This window comes from Ensifer adhaerens (assembly GCF_002007205.1).
In the GTDB taxonomy this organism is placed as follows: Bacteria; Pseudomonadota; Alphaproteobacteria; order Rhizobiales; family Rhizobiaceae; genus Ensifer; species Ensifer adhaerens_D.
On record NZ_LAZS01000008.1, the window covers coordinates 506,484 to 527,583 of the forward strand.

A 21,100-nucleotide genomic window follows, 5' to 3' on the forward strand; every position below is an offset into this window, starting at 1 on the left:
CGATCATGAGCGACATGGCAAAAGTGCAGGATCTGACATGGTACGCGGAGGTTCCGCGTTCGATCTGGCAACATACGATGATCGGACTGGTGCTGATCGTCGTGACCTTCGGCGGCTTTGGACTTTGGGCCTTCACCGCGCCTCTGGCGGCAGCCATCATCGCCCAGGGCAGCTTTGTCGCAACCGGGCAGAACAAGGTGATCCAGCACTTCGAAGGCGGGATCATCAAGGAAATCCTGGTGAGTGAGGGCGACCACGTAACCGTGGATCAGCCGCTGGTGCGGTTGGACGAGACGGCAGCGCAAGCGAATGAGAGGCAGTATTTTCTACGCTGGGCGCGACTGGAGGCGATCGTCGCCCGGCTGACCGCGCAGGCCCATGGGTTGAAGCAGATCGTGCTGCCGGCGACGCTTACGGAGCACGTCAAGAAAGATCCTGAGATTGTCCCGATCGTGCAGAGCCAGGAGCTCAACTTCCAGACCTGGAGGAGCAAGCTCGACAGCGATATCGGGCTGTTGAAGCGGAACATCGAGAGCCTGGAGTTCCGCTCGCAAGGTTTTCAGGAGCAGCTGAAATCGGTGCGCGAGCAACGGGTCCTGCTCGAGGAGGAATATATCGGCAAGAAGACGCTTTTGGCCAAGGACCTGATCCGCAAGACGGAAATCAAGACCATCCAGCGCGCGATCGCCGACGCCGAGGGGCAGATCGGCCGTCTGATGTCCGAAGTCTCGGAGACCGGCGCCCAGATCCTCAAGCAGCAGCAGCAGGTCAACCAGACCGAACAGAGTTACCAGGAGGCAGCGCTCGACGAATTGCAGAAGGCCGAGGCCGAACTCGACACGGTGCGTGAACAATTGCGCGGCGCCACCAATGTGCTCCGCCGCGCGACGATCAACGCGCCGGTCACCGGCACCGTCATCAGGATGCATTTCCATACGTCCGGCGGCGTCATCGAGAGCGGCAAGCCGATCATGGAAATCCTGCCGGCCGACGTGCCGCTCATCATCGAGGCGCAGGTGCTGCGCACCGACGTGGACAATATCCGGGTCGGCGAGAAGGCGACGGTGCGGCTGACAGCGCTCAACCAGCGCACGACGCCGGTCCTCAACGGGCAGGTCTTCTACGTCTCGGCGGACGCCCTGCCGGTGCAGACGCAGGAGGGCACGCGCGAGGTCTACCTGGCGCGCGTCAGCCTGCCGGCAAGCGAGCTTGCAAGGGTTCACAATTTCGTCGTGACCCCCGGCATGCCGGCGGAAATCCTGATCCAGACGGCGGAAAGGACCTTCTTCGACTACCTCACCAAGCCGATCCGCGACAGCATGGCGCGCGCCTTCATGGAAAACTGATCGTCTCGACCGATAGCGGCGAAGGTGGCGTGGAAGCGTGGATACGCAAGGTCGGTCCATGCCCAGCCGTATCTGGTCTGAAGCCGCCCCGCATATCCCTGGTACGGCCCGCGGCCCGATCCCTTTAACGCGGTCGGGGCGGGCGCCTCCGGCGTTGCGCTGCGCGCATAGCGCATAGCTGGCTTGCACAAATTCCGCCTACGATTTGGGCAGGATCGCTGTATATTCACTCCATCGAAGCAATGCATCTCCTCCCGCAGAGCTTCGATGCGGTGAACGATCTCCTCCTCCCATGGATCGTTCACGAGATCAGCGCCACTCCTCCTCCCAGGCTGCTGATCGATTTTTAGAGAGCCTGCCGCTCCTCCCGCGGCGGGCTCTTTTGTTTTCGGCAATTTCTCTTCTTCCCAGAAGCGCCGCATCACGTGCCGCCACGCGATCAATGCGCGCCAACAATGCGTGCCTGCGCACGGAACCAAAGCGCCCGACAGGTGGTTAAGGCTGCGGGAGGTGCGTGATGTCTATCCGTCGCTCGAAATCCGATCCGTCGCCGAAAGCATTGCGCTGGGCGTTCCACCATGGCGCCGGGCGTCTCCGGCAGGATGATGCGGCGCGCGACCGGCCCGCAATGGAGGCCGGGCGGGCGCAGGTCGTCGATGCAGGTGACGGCGGCCTGGTCGCACCCGACCTTTCGGCCGCTCCTGCCGCTGATCGCAACCGGCAACCGCCGCCGCACGACTACAGCCGCCGGCCGGCCGGCCGCGAAGCGTTGGCCTCCATCGAGGACCTCCGCGACCAAGACTGCAGCGGCGGCCCCATCTGGGTGGCCCTGCTCGGTGACAATACCAGCGAGGCCATGCGGCAGTTCATGGGGCTCGTGCTCGCCTTCATCTTCCTGTCGGCCGTTTTCTTCTGGTTCCTCGCATAGGTCGACGGCCGGAAGGCCGTCTGCGGGCGGGGAATATTCCCGATTGACGACCGAAGACGGAAGCCTAGATAACCGGCGACGTCCCGTCTCCTCCAAAGCCAGCGAGATCACGATGCACTACAGAACCTTCGGCCGCACGGGCCTGCGCATTTCCGAAATCGGCTACGGTGCTTGGGGCATCGGCAAGAGCCATTGGCAGGGTGCAAGCGACGACGAGTCCGCGCGCGCTCTCAACCGCGCCGTCGATCTCGGCCTCAATTTCATCGACACCGCGCTCGGCTACGGTCAGGGCCATAGCGAGAAGCTGATCGGCGCCTTGCTGCGCGAACGGTCGGAGACGATCCACGTCGCCACCAAGATCCCGCCGAAGAACCTGCAATGGCCCGCGCATGCCGGCACTCCGGCCGAGCACACCTTTCCGGCCGACCACGTGATCGCCTGCACCGAGACGAGCCTGCGCAATCTCGGTGTCGAGACGATCGACGTGCAGCAGTTCCACGTCTGGTCGGATGAGTGGGTTGGCCGAGGCGACTGGCTGGAAGCGGTCGAGCGGCTGAAGCGCGACGGCAAGATCCGCTTCTTCGGCGTTTCGATAAACGACTACGAACCGGACAATGCGCTGAGATTGATCGAGACCGGCGTCGTCGACAGCGTGCAGGTGATCTATAACATCTTCGAGCAGGCGCCGGAGGAAAAGCTGCTGCCGGCATGTCTGAAGCACAATGTCGGCGTCATCGTCCGCGTGGCGCTGGACGAAGGCGGCCTCACTGGCCAGATCCGCGCCGACACCGTCTTCCCCGAGGGCGATTTCCGCGAAACCTATTTCCGCGGCGAACGCAAGCGCGAGGTCGAGGAGCGGGCGCAGAAGATCGTCGAGGATCTGGAAATCAAGCCCGACGCCCTGGCCGAGACCGCCCTGCGCTTCGTGCTCAGCCATCCGGCCGTCTCGACGGTGATCCCGGGCATGCGCTCGGTGCGCAACGTCGAGCGCAACTGCGCCATCGGCGACGGACAGGGTCTTCCGGACGCCCAGCGCGCGAAGCTGAGCGCTCATGGCTGGCGGCGCAATTTCTATCGAGATTGAAGATCGGCGACATCCTCCTTGAGGACGAGGGCGTCGCTGGGCGAGATCGACCGGCAACAAGCTTGTGCCCATGCGCCGGTTTCTGTTCGCAACAATGTTCGCTGCGGAGGAAAGGCAATGACTGAAACGGTCAACGTTCGCTACATGGTCGACGATGTGGAGGCCGCGGTCGCCTGGTACACCGCCCATCTCGGCTTTTCGGTTCTGTCGAGCCACGCGCCCGCGTTCGCCGACGTCCAGCGCGGAGCGCTGCGGCTGCTGCTCAGCGGGCCGACGAGCTCGGCGGGCAGGGCGATGCCGGACGGCGAGAAGCCCGGTCCCGGGGGCTGGAACCGCATCCATCTCATCGTCGATGACCTGAACGCGGAGGTGGAGCGGCTGCGCCGCGCCGGCGTTCGTTTTCGCAATGACATCGTCAGCGGACCCGGAGGGGCGCAGATCCTCTTGGTCGACCCTTCCGGCAACGTCGTCGAACTGTTTCAGCCAGCGCGCCGGTAACGCCCGCGCGCTGGATACGTTTGCTGATGTCGATCGGATCGACCTCAGCCGGCGCTGGTATCGACGACCTCGAAATCGTGCGTGATCGTCGCGGTCTTGGCGAGCATGGCCGAGGCCGAGCAGTACTTTTCGATCGAGAGCGAGACGGCGCGCTCGACCTTGTTGACCGCAAGCCCGCGACCCTTGACGATGAAGTGCATGTGGATGCGGGTGAAGACGCGCGGTTCCGTCTCAGCGCGGACCGCGTCGAGTTCGACGACGCAGTCTTCGACCGGCTCGCGGCCCTTCTCCAGGATGTGCACGACGTCATAGGCCGAGCAGCCGCCCGTGCCGATCAGCACCAGTTCCATCGGGCTCGGTCCCGGGGTGCGCCCATCTTCTCCGAAGGCGGTTCCCAATACGACTTTGTGGCCGCTGCCGGACTCTCCGACAAAGGTCCGGTCTTCCACCCATTTGACGCGTGCTTTCATGTGTCTCGTCCTGTTGTAGCCATGGCAGCCTCATCGACCCAAGCGGAGCCGGTGACCTCCAGTTCACATACCGCCTTGAAACGTTTTCGCAAATGGTCCGCTTTCGCTAAGATGGCAAGCCGCGCCATTTGTGCGGGAACGAAGCGAAGGTGTTGGCATGAACGAGACGACGGGAAATGCGCCCGATAGTTCCGGCGCGGTGGTTCATCCGCCGATCGCTTGGATTCTGTCGGTCGGCGGCGGCCTTGTGCTTGACCGGCTCTACCCGTTGCCGTTCGTGCCCGAAATGGTGCCGGGCGCCCTCATCGGCGGCATCGTCTTTCTCGCCGGTCTCGCGCTTTTGATCTGGGCGGCGATGACCTTCGGCCGCGCGGGAACCGAGATCCAGATCCATCGACCGACGTCGATGATCGTCGAGGCCGGTCCCTACCGTTTCACCCGCAATCCGATCTATATGGGCATGCTTCTCGGCCTGATCGGCTTTTCGATCGTCTTTGACAGCCTGTGGCTGCTGATCCTGCTGGTGCCGTTCTACCTTGTCATCCGCCATGGCGTGGTGGCGCGCGAGGAGGCCTACCTCGAGCGCAAGTTCGGCGACGTCTATCGGGACTACAAGGCACGCGTCAGGCGCTGGCTCTAGAGCATCCTGCCTTCAAGTGGAATCACTTACGGGCGGAAAGATGCTCTAGAATCAAAGTGCTAGAGCGTCCTTTGTGCGTTCGTGTGAACGCACGGCGCTCCAGATCCAAGGCTCAGACGACGTAACCGGAAACGCCGTCCCACAGCAACTTCAACGCGGTCACGACCAGCAGTCCGTAACAGGCAAGGTAGAGCTGGCGCTGGTCCAGCACCCCATGGAGCCGCCAGCCCGACCACACGCCGACCGGAATGGTGAGAAGGCAAAGCGCCATCAACGTCCACGTTCCGCTCGATGGCTGCGAAAGGATGAGCCAGGGTACCAGCTTGGTCGCGTTGCCGACGGTAAAGAACAGGCTCGTGGTACCCGCATAGATTTCCTTGCTGAGGCCGAGCGGCAGCAGATACATCGCCAGCGGCGGCCCGCCCGAATGGGCCACCATGGTGGTGATGCCCGAGGTGAAGCCGGCGGCAACGGCCTTTGGTCTCGAACGCGGATGCGGCGTCACCTCGGCGCCCCGGATGAGCCAGAGACCGACAAAGGCAAGCGTGATCGCTGCCATCAGGATTGCGATCGCCCGATGGTCCAGGACACGGAACACGAAGTATCCAATGCCGATACCGATCACCAACCCGGGAACGAGCAGCATCAGGTCCGGCCTCGACCAGGTCGACGGCTTCCAGTAGCGCAATGCAACGAGGTCCATGGCGATGAACAGCGGCGCAAGCAGACCGCCGGCTGCAACCGGATCCATCACGATCGACAGCAGCGGAATGCCGATGATGGCGAAGCCACCGCCAAATGCGCCGCGCATGAAGCTGATGAGAAACACGCCGGCAAAGGCGACCAGAATTGTCGCAAGGGTCAGTTCCATGGCGGTGACTCCGCGTTGACGCGCCCGCGACGCCGAAGCGTCTCTCGTTTTTCAGTGCAAGTGGGTTGATGAAAGGAGAATGATCGCAGATACTGCTCGGTGCAATCGAAACATTGTACTCGGTGCAATAAATGTCGAACTCCGAATATATCAGGCTAGCCGACGCGGTCGCAGCGCAGATCGCGAACGGCACGCTGAAGCCGGGTGACCGCCTGCCGCCGCAGCGGCGCTTTGCCTATGAGCACAAGATCGCCGCTTCGACGGCGAGCCGTGTCTTCTCTGAATTGCTGCGTCGTGGCCTTGTCGTAGGCGAAGTGGGCCGGGGCACGTTCGTCGCGGGCGAGGCCAGGCGCGGCGCGGAGGCGCTCGGCGAACCGCGCGGCATCCGGACCGACCTGGAATTCAACTATCCAATACTGCCCGAACAGACCGCGCTGATCGCAAGGAGCCTTGCGGGCCTGGAAAAAGTCGCGACCCTGGATGTTGCGTTGAGGCAGGTAACCAGTATCGGGACAGCGGCGGCGCGAAGCGCGGCCGCCGAATTCCTGTCACGGGGCGGATGGAGCCCTGCGGCCGAGCAGCTCGTTTTTACCGGCAATGGACGGCAGGCGATTGCCGCGGCACTCGCCTCCCTCGTTCCGACCGGCGGCCGATGCGGCGTGGAGGCATTGACCTATCCCTTCATCAAGGGGATCGCTGTCCGTTTGGGCATCACGCTGGTGCCGCTTGCGATGGATGGTGATGGCGTGCGGCCGGACTCGGTCAAGAAGGCGCATCAAGAGGCCCGGCTCTCGGCGATCTACATTCAGCCGGCGGTGCAGAACCCGCTCGGCACGACAATGTCTCCGGCGCGGCGCAGCGATCTGATCCGGGTTGTCGAAGCGCTCGACCTCCCGGTCATCGAGGATCGCGTTTACAGCTTTCTCGAGGACGATCTGCCGCTCGCAGCGCTCGCGCCGGAAACCTGCGTCGTCATAGACAGCCTGTCCAAGCGGGTGGCACCGGGCCTGTCGCTTGGTTTCATCGTCCCACCGCTACGCTTGCGTGAAAGCATGATGGCGTCGGTGCGTTCCGGTGGCTGGTCCGCGTCCGGTTTCACCTTCGCCGCCGCCCAACGGATCATGGCCGACGGCACCGTTGCCGAGCTGGTCAAACTGAAGCGGCTCGACGCCCGCGCCCGCCAGAAGCTCGCGGCCGACCGTCTCTCCGGCTTCGAAGTCCAGGCCAACAGCAATTGCTTCCATCTCTGGCTGACGTTGCCGCCCCACTGGCGCTCGCAGAGTTTCGTCGTTGCAGCAGCCAGGCGCGATATCGCTTTGACGCCCTCCACGACCTTCGCGGTCATCCCCGGCCACGCGCCGAATGCCGTGAGGCTGGCGCTGGCGACCCCGACGCTGGATCAGCTCGACAGCGGCTTGCGCACATTGGCGGGAATGCTGAATGCGCGGGAGGAAGAGCTCTATTCCACGGAGTGAGCGCCCTTGTTGGCCTGATCGGCCCTGTTGCCGGGATGGACTTGGGCGATCGTCCATCCCGCTGGAACACGGAAGGTGGTCTCTCGTAAAGGCAGTCGAAGCCTTATCTTGGCGCGACGATACCGTGGTAGTAGTCACCGTCGCCGGCCTCATAGTCCGCGGCGTAGCCGCCACCGCCACCGCCGCCGGTCTGGGAGCATCCGGCGAGGGCGAGAACCATTGCCAACAGGATTGTAGCGCGCATTTATTCTACCTTTTCAGTTGAACGATCACGGCAGAGGCTGCCGAGTGACCATACCTAACACGCCCGGTGGAGTTTGATCGAGTGCGTGTGGCGATGCGTGCCATGGCAATGCGCCGCGCCTCAAGCGCGCCGCGAGCGCCTCTCGAAGGCGATCGTTGCCGCCAGGCCGCTAGCCCGACTTCATACGGCCGTATCTCCCGTGCCCACCTCTTTCAGGTAGGTTGCTGAGAAAGAACATAGACTATATGGCCCTTGACATCACTTCCGGAACAAAGAGGACACATGACTTCGATCGAACCCGTCTATGGAACCGCGACGCTCCTGCTGATCGCGGCGGCAGCCGTCGGCCTGCTTCTTTTTCTTATCCTCCGGTTGCGTCTGCATGCCTTCGTCGCGCTGGTGCTGGTGAGCCTGCTGACCGCACTGGTGACCGGCATCTCGTTCAAGGACGTGGTCCCGACGCTGCTGCAGGGATTTGGCTCGACGCTTGCCTCGGTCGCGCTGCTCGTCGGTTTCGGCGCGATGATCGGGCGGATGCTTGAGGTCTCCGGCGGAGCGCAGGTGCTCGCAGACCGGCTGATCGGCCAGTTCGGGCCCGAGCGCGCGCCTCTGGCGCTCGGCGTCGCCTCGCTGCTCTTCGGCTTTCCGATCTTCTTCGACGCCGGCCTCGTGGTCATGCTGCCGATCATCTTCAGCGTCGCAAGCCGCTTCGGCGGCTCGGTTCTGCTTTATGCGCTGCCTTCGGCGGGCGCCTTCGCGGTGATGCACGCATTCCTCCCGCCCCATCCAGGCCCCGTCGCCGCGAGCGAATTGCTGGGTGCGGACATCGGCCTCCTCGTGCTCGTCGGTCTCGTCCTTGCCCTGCCCACATGGTATCTCGGCAGCTACGTCTTCGGCCTATGGGCCGGCAAGCGCTTCGAACTGCCGGTTCCCACACTTCTCGGATCGCCGAGCGAAACGGCGCACGACGACGTGCCCCCGTCTTTCGCCACGGTGCTGCTGGTGCTGCTGCTGCCGCTCGTGCTGATCTTCCTCAATACCGGCCTTTCGACGCTGGCCGCCGCCAAGGTGATAGACGGCGGCGCATTGTGGGTCAGCATCCTGCGCATGGCAGGCCAGACGCCCGTCGCGCTGCTGATCACCGTCCTTGTCGGCATGTGGCTTCTCAGGGGCGAGCGTACGCTCAAGGGCATGGAGAAGCTGATGGACGGAGCCCTTGGCCCGATCTGCGGCATCATCCTCGTTACCGGAGCCGGCGGTATGTTCGGCGGCGTGCTGCGCGCAAGCGGCATCGGGCAGGCGCTCGCCGGCAGCCTCGAGGCCATCGGCATGCCGCTGATCGTCGCTGCCTTCCTCATCTCCACGGCCCTGCGCGTGGCGCAGGGTTCAGCGACCGTGGCGCTGACGACGACGGCGGGCCTGCTTGCTCCGACCGTCGCTGCGACAACGGGGCTGAGCCCGTTCGACCTGTGCTTCCTCGTTATCGCCATCGCCTGCGGCGCGACGGTGCTGAGCCACGTGAACGATTCCGGCTTCTGGCTTGTCGGCCGCTTCCTTCAGATGGATGAACGCACTACGCTCAAGACCTGGACGGTGATGGAAACCTTGCTCGGGGTGATCGGTTTCGCCTTCGCGCTCGTCGGGTGGTGGCTGCTATGAGCGGGGACCTGCAGCATATCGTGGTCATGGGCGTCTCCGGCAGCGGCAAGACCACCGTCGGCGAGGCGCTGGCCGCAAGGCTCGGCTGGCGCTTTGTCGAGGGCGACAGCTTCCATCCGCCGGAAAACGTCGCCAAGATGTCCGCCGGCATTCCGCTCGATGACAACGATCGCGAACCATGGCTGCGGACACTGGCGGCAGAAATAGCCAAGGATGAGGCGGCCGGCCGCCCCTCGGTGGTCGGGTGCTCGGCCCTGAAGCGTGCCTATCGCGACACCCTGCGCACCGGAGCGCCGCGCGTCCGTTTCGTGCATGTGCACGGCGACCGCGCGGTTCTGGCCGACCGGCTTTCGCATCGGGCGGGGCACTTCTTCCCCGCCTCCCTGCTCGACACTCAGCTTGCAGCCCTCGAGCCGCTCGGTCCGGACGAGGATGGTGTCGTCGTCGACGTGGCGCTCGCAACGGGCGAACAGGTCGACCTCGCCTTGCGACGACTGGGCGACTAGACGGCTGCGGCGCTTGCGCCGCCCGGACCGGCGGACGATTGCGTTCGCCGCTCTTTCACCGGCATCGGCGCACGGCATTTGTCGTGGCGCAGCCAGGACCGACGTGAAGCCACTCGTCGGCCCTAAACTCCTGCTTTCCGGCTGGCCCGCTCGGTTTTTTCGCGGGCGCGAGCGCAAGATCGATACCCCGCGGGGCAGGGCCGACACGAGCGGGCGGGGGGCCGTATTTGACTAGCTCAACTTAGCTACTGAATGCGTGTCTCTAACGCCCCTTCGGCAATGGGAGTATCACTTTCCTTCATCTCTTTTCGGGCCGCAGCGGCCCATCTTCGAGGGAGGATGAAATGGCACAGGACAGGGGCTCGCTCAACGGACTTGAAGCACTTCTTGGAGAGGATGAGGGAGGTTTCCTCGGCGCCGAGGCCGGTGATGCTCTCGACTTTCAAGATTTTGAGGACGAGAGCTTCAACGAAGCCGAAGGCAACTACTTCGACCTCGAAGCTGAAGATTTCTCCGCCGACGGCTACGATTTCGAAGACGAGTTTACCATGGAGGCGGAGGGCGATCAGTTCCTGGGCTCGGTGTGGAAGGCAGCGAAGAAGGCAGCCAAGGTCGTGGCACCGATCGCCAAGAAGTTCGCCCCGCAGATCGGAACCGTGATCGGCGGCGCGCTCGGCGGGCCGGCCGGTGCTGCCATCGGCGGCAAGCTCGGGTCCGTCGTCCGCTCGCTCGAGGCGGAAGACGAAGGCGAGACCGAGGACGAAATGAACGCAATGATCCGCGTTCCGGCCATCGACGACCAGCTTTCCGAGGCAATGGCCGTTGCCGCGTCGAAGGCGCCCGTGAGCGATGCGCTCGCACTGGGGTCGGCGATCACGATAACTATCTCCAGCCGCGCGCCTCTCGCCGTCAAGACGGTGACACCGGTTCTGGCAAAGGCGAGCGCCGACGTGGCCCGCCGGCTGGCTTCCACCAACGATCCGCGCGCCCGCACGCTGATCCGGACGCTGCCGACGATCCAGCGCCGCACCATCGCCACGCTTACCCGCAAGGCGCAGACGGGAAAACCGGTGACGCCGCGAACCGCCATTCGTGTCATGGCCAAGCAGGCAAACCGGACCCTGACCAATCCGAATACGATTGCGAAGGCGCTCGCGGGCAATGTCGCCAAGAAACGGCAGATCGACCGACGCGCGGTCGCCCGGGCAGAACGCTTCTACTGAAAGCTTCAACCGCAACCCAGGCTGGCGAGAACGACGATGTACGCGAGCAGCCATATGGTCCCGGCCTACACCATCGAAGTGGTGGAGAGGCGTCGTGCGGCACGACCGGGGCGGCCTGAGCGCCCCGGTCGCCTCGCCGGCACGCCGGGGGGGCACTCCGGAACTGGACGACAGCTCGTCCTTGCCGCGGCACGGTGGGCGATCCCGCTTCTCCTGCAGCGACTGCCGGCCGCCTATGCCATGCGGCTGCGTGATCGCGGCAGCCCCGAACGGCGACGTCTGGTCCGCCACGCGCTTCGCGTGGCCGCAGTCGACATGTTTTCGCGCGAGCTTGAGAAATCGACCGCAGACGAAGGCAATGCCCGCCGGCTTGCCGGCTCCGTCTGGTCGAATGCAGCGGCCAGGGCCTATCTGCTTCGCAGTCTTGACCGAAGACTGGCCATGCTAGGCCCGGGCGACGGTGCCGAGTTTGAGGATCCGAGATCAAAGGCGGCGCGGCGCAACAGGATCGAAGCCAACCTGTGGGCGGCGCGCGACGTCAAGCGTTGGGCGTCAAGGGGGCAGGCGAGCAAGCAGGCCAGGTACAGCGCGCAGCAGGCGCGGCAGCGGCTTGCCGGCCTCGCCAGGGTCGCCTTTGCCAAGGCCGCCACAAGCAAAATGCTGACGGACCAGGCGATCGCCCGCCGCAATCCAACGCTGCTGCCGTCAGAGATCGCCCAGGTTCGCGCCCGTTTTGTCGGGCTCGCCAGCGATCGCTTCGTGGCTGAATTCAGCCGCCTGTTCTCGGATCCGAATGCCGGCGATGTCGCAGATGCCGGCATCAATGCAATGACGTCAGCGGCGGTCGCCGATGCGGCCCGACGTCTCAACATCATCGATGATCGTGCTGTCCCGCTGCTGGCCGACGCGGTGAACGCGGCACTCGCGCCCCACCTGCCGGCCATGGCAAAACTTGCCATCATTGCCGCCAGCTTTGCGGTGAGGGCGGTCCCGTCGAAAGAAAGCGACGAGTTGTTCTCGGATCCGGAGATATGGCGATGAACGTCGTGGCGACGATACCGGTAGCGACAAAGGTGAAGAGCCGACCCGACGCGGCAGCGGCCGGTAGCGGCAACGCGTTGCCGTTCTTTGCCGTGCGCACGGCGGTCAATGCCCGGCGCTACGTGACGGGCCTTAGAGCCTTTCGCGAGGACGAATTCGGTTCCGGGCCTGAATCGCCCAGTCGGTCTCACATCCAGGCGGTAAACCGCCTCATCGAGGAGGCACGCAAGCGGCAGATGGTCGAGGACCGGCGGCTGGCGGCGGTCGCCGGCAACATCGCGAAGGCCGGCGATGCCGGCCGCGCCCTCCTCCTGCAACTGAAGGAGCGCAACCAGGCGCTGGCCAGCGAGACGGAGAAGATCTGGGAATTCTACCTCAACCTCTTTGGCCAGCGCACCGGCCCCTTTGGTCATTGGCTTCGCGGGATCGACCGGATCGCGCTCGATTGTTACCAGGCGGTCTATCTTGGCCTTGGCCGGGCGCGGTCGATCCCGTCTCCGGTTCCGTTTGCCTACATGGAAGCGGGGTTCGGCCCGGCGACCTATCGGCGTGGGGTCAAATTGTCCAAGCTCGGCCAGCGGCAAAATCCGTTTCCGCTGGTCAAGGTACCGTTTCACCGGTTGGTCAACCCCTGGTCGCTGGGGGCAGTGCCGCACGAGGTCGCGCACAATCTGCAGAACGACCTCGAGCTCTGGGAGATCATGCCCCATCGCATCAAGCTTGCCTTCGAGCGGCACAAGCTGCCGGAGCGCAACGCAGAGGTCTGGGCGCGGTGGCACAAGGAGACCTATGCCGATCTCGCCGGCGTGCTCCTGATTGGACCCGCCTATGTCGGCTCGCTCATGGATGTCGTCGGTCGCTCCCGCCAGCAGACCGCCGCCTATTCCGACGAGGCCGTGCACCCGACGCCGATCATCAGGGTGCCGCTCAACATCCGTCTCCTGGAACGTATGGGGTTTGGCGAGGATGCGCAGGCGTTCCGTCGAGCCTGGGACATGCTCTACCCCGCCTCCGTCTGGAGGCAGGTGCCGGACTGGGTGCGTGCAAAGCTGCCGCAGCAGATAGACGCTGCGCTCGACGCGATGTGCTTCACGAGCTTCAAGGAATATGGAGGACGGGCGCTCGCTGACGTGGTACGCTTTCAGCCCAAGCACGCAGCGCTCGTGCGAGAAGCCGCAGCGCGGCTCGAGTCAGGCACCGATACAGGCGTACTTCCGGAACGTTTCTTGATTGCAGCAGCGCGCATCGCGCTGATCCGCAAGAAAGCCGCGCCGGAGATCATCCATCGCAACTTCTACGAGACGTTGGGGAGGTGACCGCAATGGCCGGGATCGACAAGAAGTCAATCGAGAGCGAGATTTACGAGCCGGGGAGCGACTTTCGAACGTTTGCTGAGGCTCTCAGCAAGGTCAGCAAAGCGTTGGTCGGCCTCGACGACCTTCTGGAACCCGTCAGGAGATCGTACGGTCCGGACGACCGGATGACGAAATCCCTATCGCAGCTGGCGGCCGGCGCAGCCGAAGCGCTCAAGTTTGCAAGGAAGGCCCAGGCCGCGATCGCCGAGCATCGCCTCAATGGCGCCCTGCAAAGCGCCTTGGAGTTGATCCGTACCGTCAACCTGCAAATTAACGTGCCTGAGGTGCACGACGACGTCGCGGAGGATCTGGGAGTTCTCGTCCAAGACACAAAGTCGCTGCAAGAGGTGGAAGACGGATTGGATGAAGCGGTCAGGGGCCTGGACTACGCGTTGACGGAGGTGATCGAACGGACCGACGATCTCCTGAATGTTGCTATCGAGATCATGTCAGATTTTGCCAACATGGCTCGCCCCGCCATGCACCCGGCGAATGAGCAGCCCGCTGCCGAAGCCATTCGTGATCTGGCGGTCATGATGGCAAGCTTCCAGGCGGGTTCTGCCCGACCGGCAGAGACCAGCCGCGCGAGCGGCCGCTTCGAAACCGTCAGCGAGCAGATGATGGCGACCCTCGACGTGATGGGTCTGCCGCATGAGGGCGTCCAGTTCGGACATATCGACAAGGTGGAGCTGGCGCGAACCCGGCTGGTCGACGGCCTCATGCGCAACTTCGCGTGGAAGGAGCGCGATGGCTTCCGCGTCTACTACCGCACCGATGCCGCGCCGGAGCTCCGCAACACCGCAGATCCCTCACAGCTGCTGAGAGGCGACGCCTTCGTCAATGCCCAGATGCTCAGCACGGACGCGAACGCGCTGAATGCGACGATCGCGCGGCTGCCGGCGATGAACCGTTTCGAGACGGTTCGCGGGCTCTTCGACCCTGCGTCCATGCGCCGGCGGATCAAGGACGAGCTCGATGCCCTGGTGGAGACCGCGCGCGATCCGCTCGGAATCAACCTGGCGCGTGCCAGGTATCAGTTTCGCCGGGTGATCAGGACGATCCTCGAATATCTGGAGCTTGGCGAGATTCACACGGTCGCGAACTGGCAAAGATGCTTCACGAGCGACGACGTGCGCGATCTCATCAAGGAACTCGTCCACGTGATCGAAAACGACCTTGCGGCGCCGGTTTCGGCGGTCCGGGAGGAGGAGGTTGCCGCCGAACTGCGGGCTGTCTTCAGCCTTCTTTGCTCGATCGGCCGCCGGATCGTTTCGGTTCAGGAAGGTGCGCAGCGCGGTGTCAACTCGGCCCGGCTCGAGCTGGCGCTGACGGCGACGCTCAGCGCGGCTGTTGCGCTCGAAGATCAACTCGAACGCACCGGCACCGACCCGATCGAGCAGGACCTGGTGCTCGTTCCGGCTCAAGGAGGGGAGGGCGGGGCGCCACCCAGCCTGTCTCTTGGGCAGTTCCTCGGATGGGTACGTGCGGTCGCCGAACCGTTCTCGCGGCCGGAAAACAAGGCTGCCAGCCTGCACGCCGGCGACCTCAAGATTCTACGCTGCGAGCTTCGTTCCCTCAGGCAGGCGGCCGAGCAATTCGTCTCCGGTGCGGGCAGCCTGAGCTTCTCGGTTCGGCTGCCCGGGCCGATGCGGCAGCTGGTCGAACTGAAGTACCTGCTGGACAAAGCTCTCAATGCTGCCGATGCGATGGCTGCGGCCTTGACCATTGAAAAGGCTTAGGAGGACGCGAGATGGCAACCGAACTTACGAATCTGGGCGGTCTCAACGATCTGCTGGGGCGGCTGCAGCGACTGCGTTCGCAATTGGTCCGCGATGCCCGGGACGAACTGGCCAAAACGCCGGCGCAGGCCGAACTGATCAACCAGTACATAACGGAGGCCGAGGAGGCGATCTACGAGACGTTGAAGCGCGCCCCCGGCCAACCGGGCAACGATGGCGGTCTCGGCCGCATGATCGGCCTTGGCGAGCAGGTCGCGTCCACCTTGAACGAGGTCCGTCCTGCGCCGCTGGTCCCAGCCTATGACGACCAGATCAGCCGCGAGCGGCTGACGGCCGTCGGCGATCTCTACTACATCTACCAGCACGAGCGCGCGGGCGTGTTCCGGGCGATCCTGAAGCTGCAGCAATTGTTCCAGTCCGGCGAAATCCGCCTTTCCGACGGCAGAGGTGCGCTCTCCCTCTACCAGTATGATCGCAAGCGCGTGTTGCGGTATACGCAGAGGGAGCGGCGTTCGGCCTACCGCAAGGTCTTCGGCTACACCGAGGTGGCGCCGCCTTCCGGTGCCGAGCCGAACATCGCGTTCCATGCTCTTCTCAGCAATTTCTGCCAGCACGTTTCGCGCTTCTTCGAGGACAAGCGCGTGTCTGAAGTCCTGCGTCCCGACGGCATCCGCGAGACTTTCGGCAGCATGGCCGTCGTTCGACGGTCCGGCCTCGACCTCCGGCACAATCTCAAGCAGGTGTCCTACGGCCATGTCGCCGTGCTGCGCAGCGAAGTCATGGTTCTCCTGCAGGAGGCGTTCGACATCCTGGGCTCCGACGACGTCATCAACCTGTTCGGCGCCGACAACGCCTGGGATGTGCTCGAGGAGATCTCGAAGCGGTATCTGCGGGAGATCCCGGTAACCTCGCAGCGCAGCCGCATGGCCGTCACCGGCCGCGAGATTTTGCGTTGGCTGTCGGAGGATTACCTGCTGACGACCGTGCGCATCGATTTCGAGTCCCTGCTCGAGGCGATCGTCGACGCCTGCGACGACTGGCTGACGAGTGCGGAGTCGGTCGGGCTTCGGCAAAAGCCCACGATGAATGGTGGAAACGTGGTTACGTTCGAACCGGTGCGAGGCCGCGGCAAGCCCGGCCTTGGCGGGATCAATTACACCTGAGAGGATCGTGACCGGGATCGAGATCCGGCGAAAACTTTAGTGTTATTTTGTTCATTTGGGAGGGCCGAATGGCACGGATATCATCGGCATCATTACCGGAGGAAAGAACATCGTTTGCGTCCTCCCTGCCGCTGGCGAGCAGGAACCCGAGCTTGCCGCCGGACTTGGCCACGCCGCCTTCCTTGTTTCGCGATCGCTGCTCGTTTCTGTCCCCACGTGAGCAGGAGATCGCCCGCCTGGTTGCGAGCGGCATGGCGAACAAGGAGATCGGCCTTGCTCTCGGCATCAGCCATTGGACAGTTTCCGCGCATCTGCGACGTATTTTTCTCAAACTGGAGATCGACCGCCGCATTGACCTCTGCATACTCTACCGGGCAACGGTTTTGAGGAGCGAACGCGCGCGCAATGGGATGTCTCGCGTATAGTCTCGCTGACATTGCGCCTCGCCGCAGTCCTTCACGGCGAAGCGATGCCCGTGCGAATCCGCCGGCGGCTCTCGGGCTCTCGCACGAGCGGCGCCATTCGGTCCTTGAGGGCGCGGAGGCATTGTTGCTCCGTGCGGATGTTGGCGGAGGGGAGTGGGGGTCGAACCCACCCGGGACAGGCTCGCTGCCCCAACCGGATTTGAAGTCCGGCCGTCCCACCGGAGACGATTCCCTTCCTCAGCGTGCAAACAGGTCGCGGCGATGGGGATTTATGCGACGCAAGACTCCCCTGCGCAAGGTCAGGCCGAGCCGGTCGTAGAAATCAAGAATTTCGATCGCGACCTTGCGGCCGTTGTGCACCCGGTCGCGGAAGGCGGGGGCGGTGAACCAGCCATCGTCTGCCTCAGCCGCGACATCGAGTACGATATCAGCCATTTCTTCCACGACCACGCGGGCAAAGAAGTGATCGTGCGCGATCTCGTGAACCTGCCCGAGCTTCTGCGCGAGCTTCAAAACCCGCCGGACGTCGCGCTCGTCGACGCCGAGTAGAGCCACAAGGTCGCGCACGCGCGGGGGGCGGAAGCGGGTCTCGTCGCGGAGATGCGGATGGATGCGCTGCCACAGATCCTCGTCCGCCGGCGACAGCCGGACGGCGTGATCCGGCAATCGCAGGAAGGCGCCGTCGAGCACGATGTGACCTGCTGCTGCTTCGGCCTTGAGGAATGTCAGGAAGGTTGGTTTTCCAAGGCGCGGCTTCAGCGAAAGCCGGAGCTTCTCGCGGCCGATGCCGGCCAGGTCGGGGTTTTCAGCATGGAATGCTGCGAGCGTGTCAGTCAGGCCCGCCCGCAATCCGCAAAGAGCAGCGGACGAGAACGCATGGTCGCCGATGACCTCTGCGCTGGCGGCGGTGAGCAGCCGGGCGAGCGCCTTTTCGCCAAGACCGCGGTCGCGCAGGAAGGCCGAAAGTTCGATCGGCGCAAGGTCGATCAGAGCCGCGAGCGCCGCCGCCTGGTCCTCGTTGTCCGATGCGGCGAGGAAGGCCAGCCGCTCCGGGGTGCCACGCTTTCGCGCCGGCGGGCGCAGGTCGAGAAAGCGGCCGCCGCCGATGGTCCGGCTGGCCGAGGTGTCGCGCAGGATGAAGCGGTCGCCGATGGTCGCGGCCATGGGACGATCGAGAACCAGTTGCACCAGGCCCACCGTTCCCGGGTCGAGCGGGCCGGCAAGGGGCACGACCCGAGCGCCGACTTCTGTCGCATGGCTGTGCAGCCGTACGGGAAACCAGGTGCCGATGGGCTTGGTCTCCGAGGCGAGCACACGGACCATTGCGTCGATCCGCTCCGTCGGGGCATGCAGCGCCGGGGCCAGGATGACGTCGCCACGCCAGATCGCGTCCTTCGTCACGCGTTCGCCGGCAAGGTTCAGCGCGCAGCGTTGGCCGGCACGCCCCTCTGCGGCCTTGCGGTTCTGCGCATGGATGCCCCGCACGCGGGCGGTCAAACCGGACGGGCTGACGGTGACGGTATCGTCGAGCCCGACACGGCCGCCGAGCACCATGCCGGTCACCACGGTGCCGGTGCCCGAGAGCGTGAAGCTGCGGTCGACGGCAAAGCGCAGCAGGCCGGCATCGTTGCGGGCGGCAGTTTCTGCTTCGGCGGTGGAGAGGGCCGCGCGCAGGGCTTCGACGCCTTCGCCGCTAAGAGCGGAGACGGCAAGGATCGGCGCATTTTCCAGACCGGTGCCGGCCAGTGTTGCCTGGATCTCGGCCGTCACGTCTGCGCGCCGGCCTGGCTCGGCGAGATCGGCTTTGGTCAGCGCGACGATACCTCTGGCAATCCCGAGCAGGTCGAGAATGGCGAGATGCTCGCGCGTCTGCGGCATGACGCCGTCATCGGCGGCGACCACCAGCAGCGCGAAATCGATGCCGCCGGCGCCGGCAAGCATCGTGTGGATCAGCCGCTCGTGCCCCGGCACGTCGACGAAGCCGGTGACCGTCCCGCCGCCGAGATCGGCATAGGCAAAACCGAGGTCGATGGTGATGCCGCGGGCTTTTTCTTCGGCAAGGCGGTCGGCATCCGTGCCGGTCAGGGCTTTCACCAGCGCCGTCTTGCCGTGGTCGATATGCCCTGCCGTTCCGACGATCATAGCGCCGCCAGGGCCTTAATCAGTATCTGGTCACTCTCCAGGCAGCGCAGATCTAGGATCAGCGCGCCGTCACGGATATGGCCGATCACGGGCAGGGGAAGCGCGCGAAGCCTTGCGGAGAGGCGTTCCGGTGCGTCGCCGCCTGTCCCCGTCAGCCGCAGGCCAGCGCTCGGGATCGTATCGACCGGAAGGGCGCCCGAGCCGACCTGGCTCTGGCAATCGCAGGGCGCCGCGGAATAGCCGTGCGGCTTGAGCAGTGCATCGATTGCCGGAGCGAGACGGGCCGCCTGTGCGGCGATGTCGGCCTCTGGCCGCGAAAGAAAGCGCAGCGTCGGCAGGCGCTCCTTCAGCCGATCGGGATCGCGATAGAGCTTCAGCGTCGCTTCCAGCGCGGCGATGCGGATCTTGTCGAGGCGAACGGCGCGTTTGAGCGGATTGCGATTGATGGCAGCGATGAGATCGCGGCGGCCGACGACGAAGCCGGCCTGCGGCCCGCCGAGCAGCTTGTCGCCGGAAAACGTGACGAGGTCGGCGCCCTCGGCCACCGCTTCCGCCACCGTCGGTTCACGCCGCAGCCCGAAGGTCGAGAGATCGACGAGCGATCCGGAGCCGAGGTCGTTCAGAAGCGGCACGCCCGCCTTGCGGGCAATTTCGGCCAGTTTTGGCGCCGGCACTTCGGCGGTAAAACCCTCGATCCGGTAGTTGGAGGTGTGGACCTTGAGGATGACGCCGGTTGCGGATCCGATCGCGCCCTCATAGTCACGCGGATGGGTGCGGTTGGTCGTGCCCACTTCCACCAGCTTTGCTCCGGCGCGGGCCATGATGTCGGGCATGCGGAAGGCGCCGCCGATCTCGATCAGTTCGCCGCGCGAGACGATCGCCTCGCGTCCGTCGGCGAGCGTGTTGAGCGCGATCAGCACGGCGGCGGCATTGTTGTTGACGATGGTGGCGTCCTCGGCGCCGGTCAGTTCGCAGAGCAGACCGCGCAGATGATCGTCGCGCTGACCGCGCCCGCCGCCGTCAAGATCGAACTCCAGGGCCAGCGGATTGGCCATGGCGGCGGTTGCGGCGCGCACCGCTTCTTCCGCGAGAATGGCGCGGCCGAGATTGGTGTGCAGCACCGTGCCCGTGAGGTTGAGCAGCGGACGGAGGGCGGAGCGGGCAGCGGCCGCCAGTTCCTCGGCAACGCGGCGCGGCAGCTCGGTTGCGAGCGCTGCCCCATCCTCGCCCGCCCGGATTTTTTCCCGTGCGATTTCGAGCCTGGCGCGAACGGCGGTGACGACGGCAAGGCGGCCGTGTTCTTCCGCCAGCGCCAGTCCCTCTGGCGAGGTCAGCATCTGGTCGACCGAGGGAAGCACGCGAAAATCCTGCATCAATACCCCGCGAGATAGGGGTTGAAGCCACCGCGGCGAAACTCGGTCTCCTTCATCAGGATATCGAGGCCAAGGCTGCCGACGTCGTCGGCGATCGGCTCCAGGCTCGGGTTTTTCACCTGGTAGAAGATCTTGACCCAGGCATGGCATTCCCGGCAGGTCTCGGCTTTCACCGTCGCCTCCGTGGTCTCGACCGAACGATAGCTGACGCCCTTGGTCGAGCCGCAACAGAGGCACTTCACACGCACCTCGTTCCATTGCGTGCTGCAGCAGGCGCAGGCGGCATAGCGCACGTTCTCGACGCCCTGCGTGCCCACCACCGACGAGGTCGCCGGCCGGCCGCCGCAGGCGGGACAGACGCCAAGGCCGACCGGAACAAGCGCTTCCGCATCGAGCGTCGCGGCGAGCCGCGCCATATGCACCTGCACCGCGGCTGCGACGAAGAGATGGGGAGCGGCGCTGTCTTCCGGAACCTGATCCGAAAGGATGTTGGCGAGCAACCAGTGTCGGTCGCCGTCCCCTGCTGCCCGCACCGCATCGAGCGCCAGGCGGGCGGGGTCAGGCATGGCGATATCGGCAGCACCTTCGAGAAGCGCGTCGAGCGTTGCGGAAAGGCCGGGGTCATCAACAAGCGCCATTCGGTCGAACGGCGGCATGGCAGCGCGCGCAGCCTCGGCGACACGCGCCGATGTCAGCGCCGCAACGGGCGGAAGGGTCACGGCCAAGCGAGCCTGGAGCTTGGAGAGCGCCGCGAGGAAGGTGAGGTAAGGCGCAAGCGCGTTGCTTTCGGCGAGAAACGCGAAGCGGCGGGCGCGTGTCTGGAACAGTTTGACCGGCTCGGGCAGGAAAGCCAGCGGCGGTTTGGGCACGCCGCCAATGAGGGAGGGATCGGGGTGTACGTCTTCTGCCATCGCATCT

General features: G+C 64.7%; 20 protein-coding genes and 1 tRNA gene. 14 read left to right on the forward strand and 7 right to left on the reverse strand.

The annotated features are described in order from the left end of the window. Window positions 1-5: 5 nt before the first annotated feature. From XB14_RS20630 to XB14_RS20645, 4 genes are all read left to right on the forward strand, one after another. Window positions 6-1,346, forward strand: coding sequence for an HlyD family type I secretion periplasmic adaptor subunit (locus XB14_RS20630; protein ID WP_077963456.1), 1,341 nt, complete (start codon window positions 6-8; stop codon window positions 1,344-1,346). 517 nt (window positions 1,347-1,863) lie between these two features. Next, a complete protein-coding gene (locus XB14_RS20635) occupies window positions 1,864-2,274 on the forward strand; it encodes a hypothetical protein (protein ID WP_077963457.1) in 411 nt (136 codons plus the stop codon). A 112-nt stretch (window positions 2,275-2,386) separates the two neighbouring features. Then, window positions 2,387-3,358: an aldo/keto reductase gene (locus XB14_RS20640; RefSeq protein ID WP_077963458.1), complete on the forward strand. Its 972-nt coding sequence runs from the start codon at window positions 2,387-2,389 to the stop codon at window positions 3,356-3,358. 117 nt (window positions 3,359-3,475) lie between these two features. Then, complete coding sequence (locus XB14_RS20645) at window positions 3,476-3,856, forward strand: VOC family protein (protein ID WP_077963459.1); 381 nt, start codon at window positions 3,476-3,478, stop codon at window positions 3,854-3,856. Between the two features lie 44 nt (window positions 3,857-3,900). On the opposite strand, the gene XB14_RS20650 is transcribed toward XB14_RS20645, so the two are convergent. Next, window positions 3,901-4,326, reverse strand: a complete 426-nt coding sequence (locus tag XB14_RS20650; protein ID WP_077963460.1) for an OsmC family protein — start codon at window positions 4,324-4,326, stop codon at window positions 3,901-3,903. 157 nt (window positions 4,327-4,483) lie between these two features. Here XB14_RS20650 and XB14_RS20655 point away from each other — a divergent pair, with 157 nt between their 5' ends. Continuing rightward, window positions 4,484-4,966, forward strand: coding sequence for a methyltransferase family protein (locus XB14_RS20655; protein WP_077963461.1), 483 nt, complete (start codon window positions 4,484-4,486; stop codon window positions 4,964-4,966). A 112-nt stretch (window positions 4,967-5,078) separates the two neighbouring features. Here the strand turns inward: XB14_RS20655 and XB14_RS20660 are convergent, their stop codons facing one another. After that, window positions 5,079-5,837 carry a sulfite exporter TauE/SafE family protein gene (locus tag XB14_RS20660; protein ID WP_077963462.1) on the reverse strand — a complete coding sequence of 253 codons (759 nt, stop codon included), beginning with the start codon at window positions 5,835-5,837 and terminating at the stop codon, window positions 5,079-5,081. A gap of 131 nt (window positions 5,838-5,968) precedes the next feature. On the opposite strand from XB14_RS20660, the gene XB14_RS20665 reads away from it, so the two are divergent. Beyond that, window positions 5,969-7,312: a PLP-dependent aminotransferase family protein gene (locus XB14_RS20665; RefSeq protein WP_077963463.1), complete on the forward strand. Its 1,344-nt coding sequence runs from the start codon at window positions 5,969-5,971 to the stop codon at window positions 7,310-7,312. Window positions 7,313-7,415: 103 nt separating this feature from the next. Here the strand turns inward: XB14_RS20665 and XB14_RS33305 are convergent, their stop codons facing one another. Further along, window positions 7,416-7,556, reverse strand: a complete 141-nt coding sequence (locus XB14_RS33305; protein WP_162770770.1) for a hypothetical protein — start codon at window positions 7,554-7,556, stop codon at window positions 7,416-7,418. A 282-nt stretch (window positions 7,557-7,838) separates the two neighbouring features. On the opposite strand from XB14_RS33305, the gene XB14_RS20670 reads away from it, so the two are divergent. The 8 genes from XB14_RS20670 to XB14_RS20705 all read left to right on the forward strand — a co-directional run bounded on the left by XB14_RS20670 (window position 7,839) and on the right by XB14_RS20705 (window position 16,667). After that, window positions 7,839-9,215: a GntP family permease gene (locus tag XB14_RS20670; protein ID WP_077963464.1), complete on the forward strand. Its 1,377-nt coding sequence runs from the start codon at window positions 7,839-7,841 to the stop codon at window positions 9,213-9,215. Next, complete coding sequence (locus XB14_RS20675; RefSeq protein WP_077963465.1) at window positions 9,212-9,721, forward strand: gluconokinase; 510 nt, start codon at window positions 9,212-9,214, stop codon at window positions 9,719-9,721. The genes XB14_RS20670 and XB14_RS20675 overlap by 4 nt, the downstream gene beginning before the upstream one ends. A 344-nt stretch (window positions 9,722-10,065) precedes the next feature. Next, window positions 10,066-10,944, forward strand: coding sequence for a hypothetical protein (locus XB14_RS20680; protein ID WP_077963466.1), 879 nt, complete (start codon window positions 10,066-10,068; stop codon window positions 10,942-10,944). 36 nt (window positions 10,945-10,980) lie between these two features. Further along, on the forward strand, window positions 10,981-11,985 hold the full coding sequence (locus tag XB14_RS20685) for a hypothetical protein (protein ID WP_077963467.1): 1,005 nt from the start codon (window positions 10,981-10,983) through the stop codon (window positions 11,983-11,985). Continuing rightward, the gene (locus XB14_RS20690) at window positions 11,976-13,301 is read left to right on the forward strand and encodes a hypothetical protein (protein WP_143348462.1); all 1,326 of its coding nucleotides are present in this window, start codon (window positions 11,976-11,978) and stop codon (window positions 13,299-13,301) included. The genes XB14_RS20685 and XB14_RS20690 overlap by 10 nt, the downstream gene beginning before the upstream one ends. A 5-nt stretch (window positions 13,302-13,306) precedes the next feature. Next, a complete protein-coding gene (locus XB14_RS20695) occupies window positions 13,307-15,079 on the forward strand; it encodes a hypothetical protein (RefSeq protein WP_077963469.1) in 1,773 nt (590 codons plus the stop codon). An 11-nt stretch (window positions 15,080-15,090) separates the two neighbouring features. Next, a complete protein-coding gene (locus XB14_RS20700) occupies window positions 15,091-16,242 on the forward strand; it encodes a hypothetical protein (protein WP_077963470.1) in 1,152 nt (383 codons plus the stop codon). 68 nt (window positions 16,243-16,310) lie between these two features. Further along, complete coding sequence (locus XB14_RS20705) at window positions 16,311-16,667, forward strand: helix-turn-helix domain-containing protein (RefSeq protein WP_077963471.1); 357 nt, start codon at window positions 16,311-16,313, stop codon at window positions 16,665-16,667. A gap of 141 nt (window positions 16,668-16,808) precedes the next feature. Here the strand turns inward: XB14_RS20705 and XB14_RS33310 are convergent. The 4 genes from XB14_RS33310 to fdhE form a co-directional block, all read right to left on the reverse strand. Next, window positions 16,809-16,904, reverse strand: a tRNA-Sec gene (locus XB14_RS33310). Further along, the gene (selB, locus tag XB14_RS20710; RefSeq protein ID WP_077963472.1) at window positions 16,905-18,809 is read right to left on the reverse strand and encodes a selenocysteine-specific translation elongation factor; all 1,905 of its coding nucleotides are present in this window, start codon (window positions 18,807-18,809) and stop codon (window positions 16,905-16,907) included. Continuing rightward, the gene (gene selA / locus XB14_RS20715) at window positions 18,806-20,182 is read right to left on the reverse strand and encodes an L-seryl-tRNA(Sec) selenium transferase (protein ID WP_077963473.1); all 1,377 of its coding nucleotides are present in this window, start codon (window positions 20,180-20,182) and stop codon (window positions 18,806-18,808) included. Before selA ends, selB begins: the two co-directional genes overlap by 4 nt. Next, on the reverse strand, window positions 20,182-21,093 hold the full coding sequence (gene fdhE / locus XB14_RS20720; RefSeq protein ID WP_077963475.1) for a formate dehydrogenase accessory protein FdhE: 912 nt from the start codon (window positions 21,091-21,093) through the stop codon (window positions 20,182-20,184). Before fdhE ends, selA begins: the two co-directional genes overlap by 1 nt. Window positions 21,094-21,100: the final 7 nt, after the last annotated feature.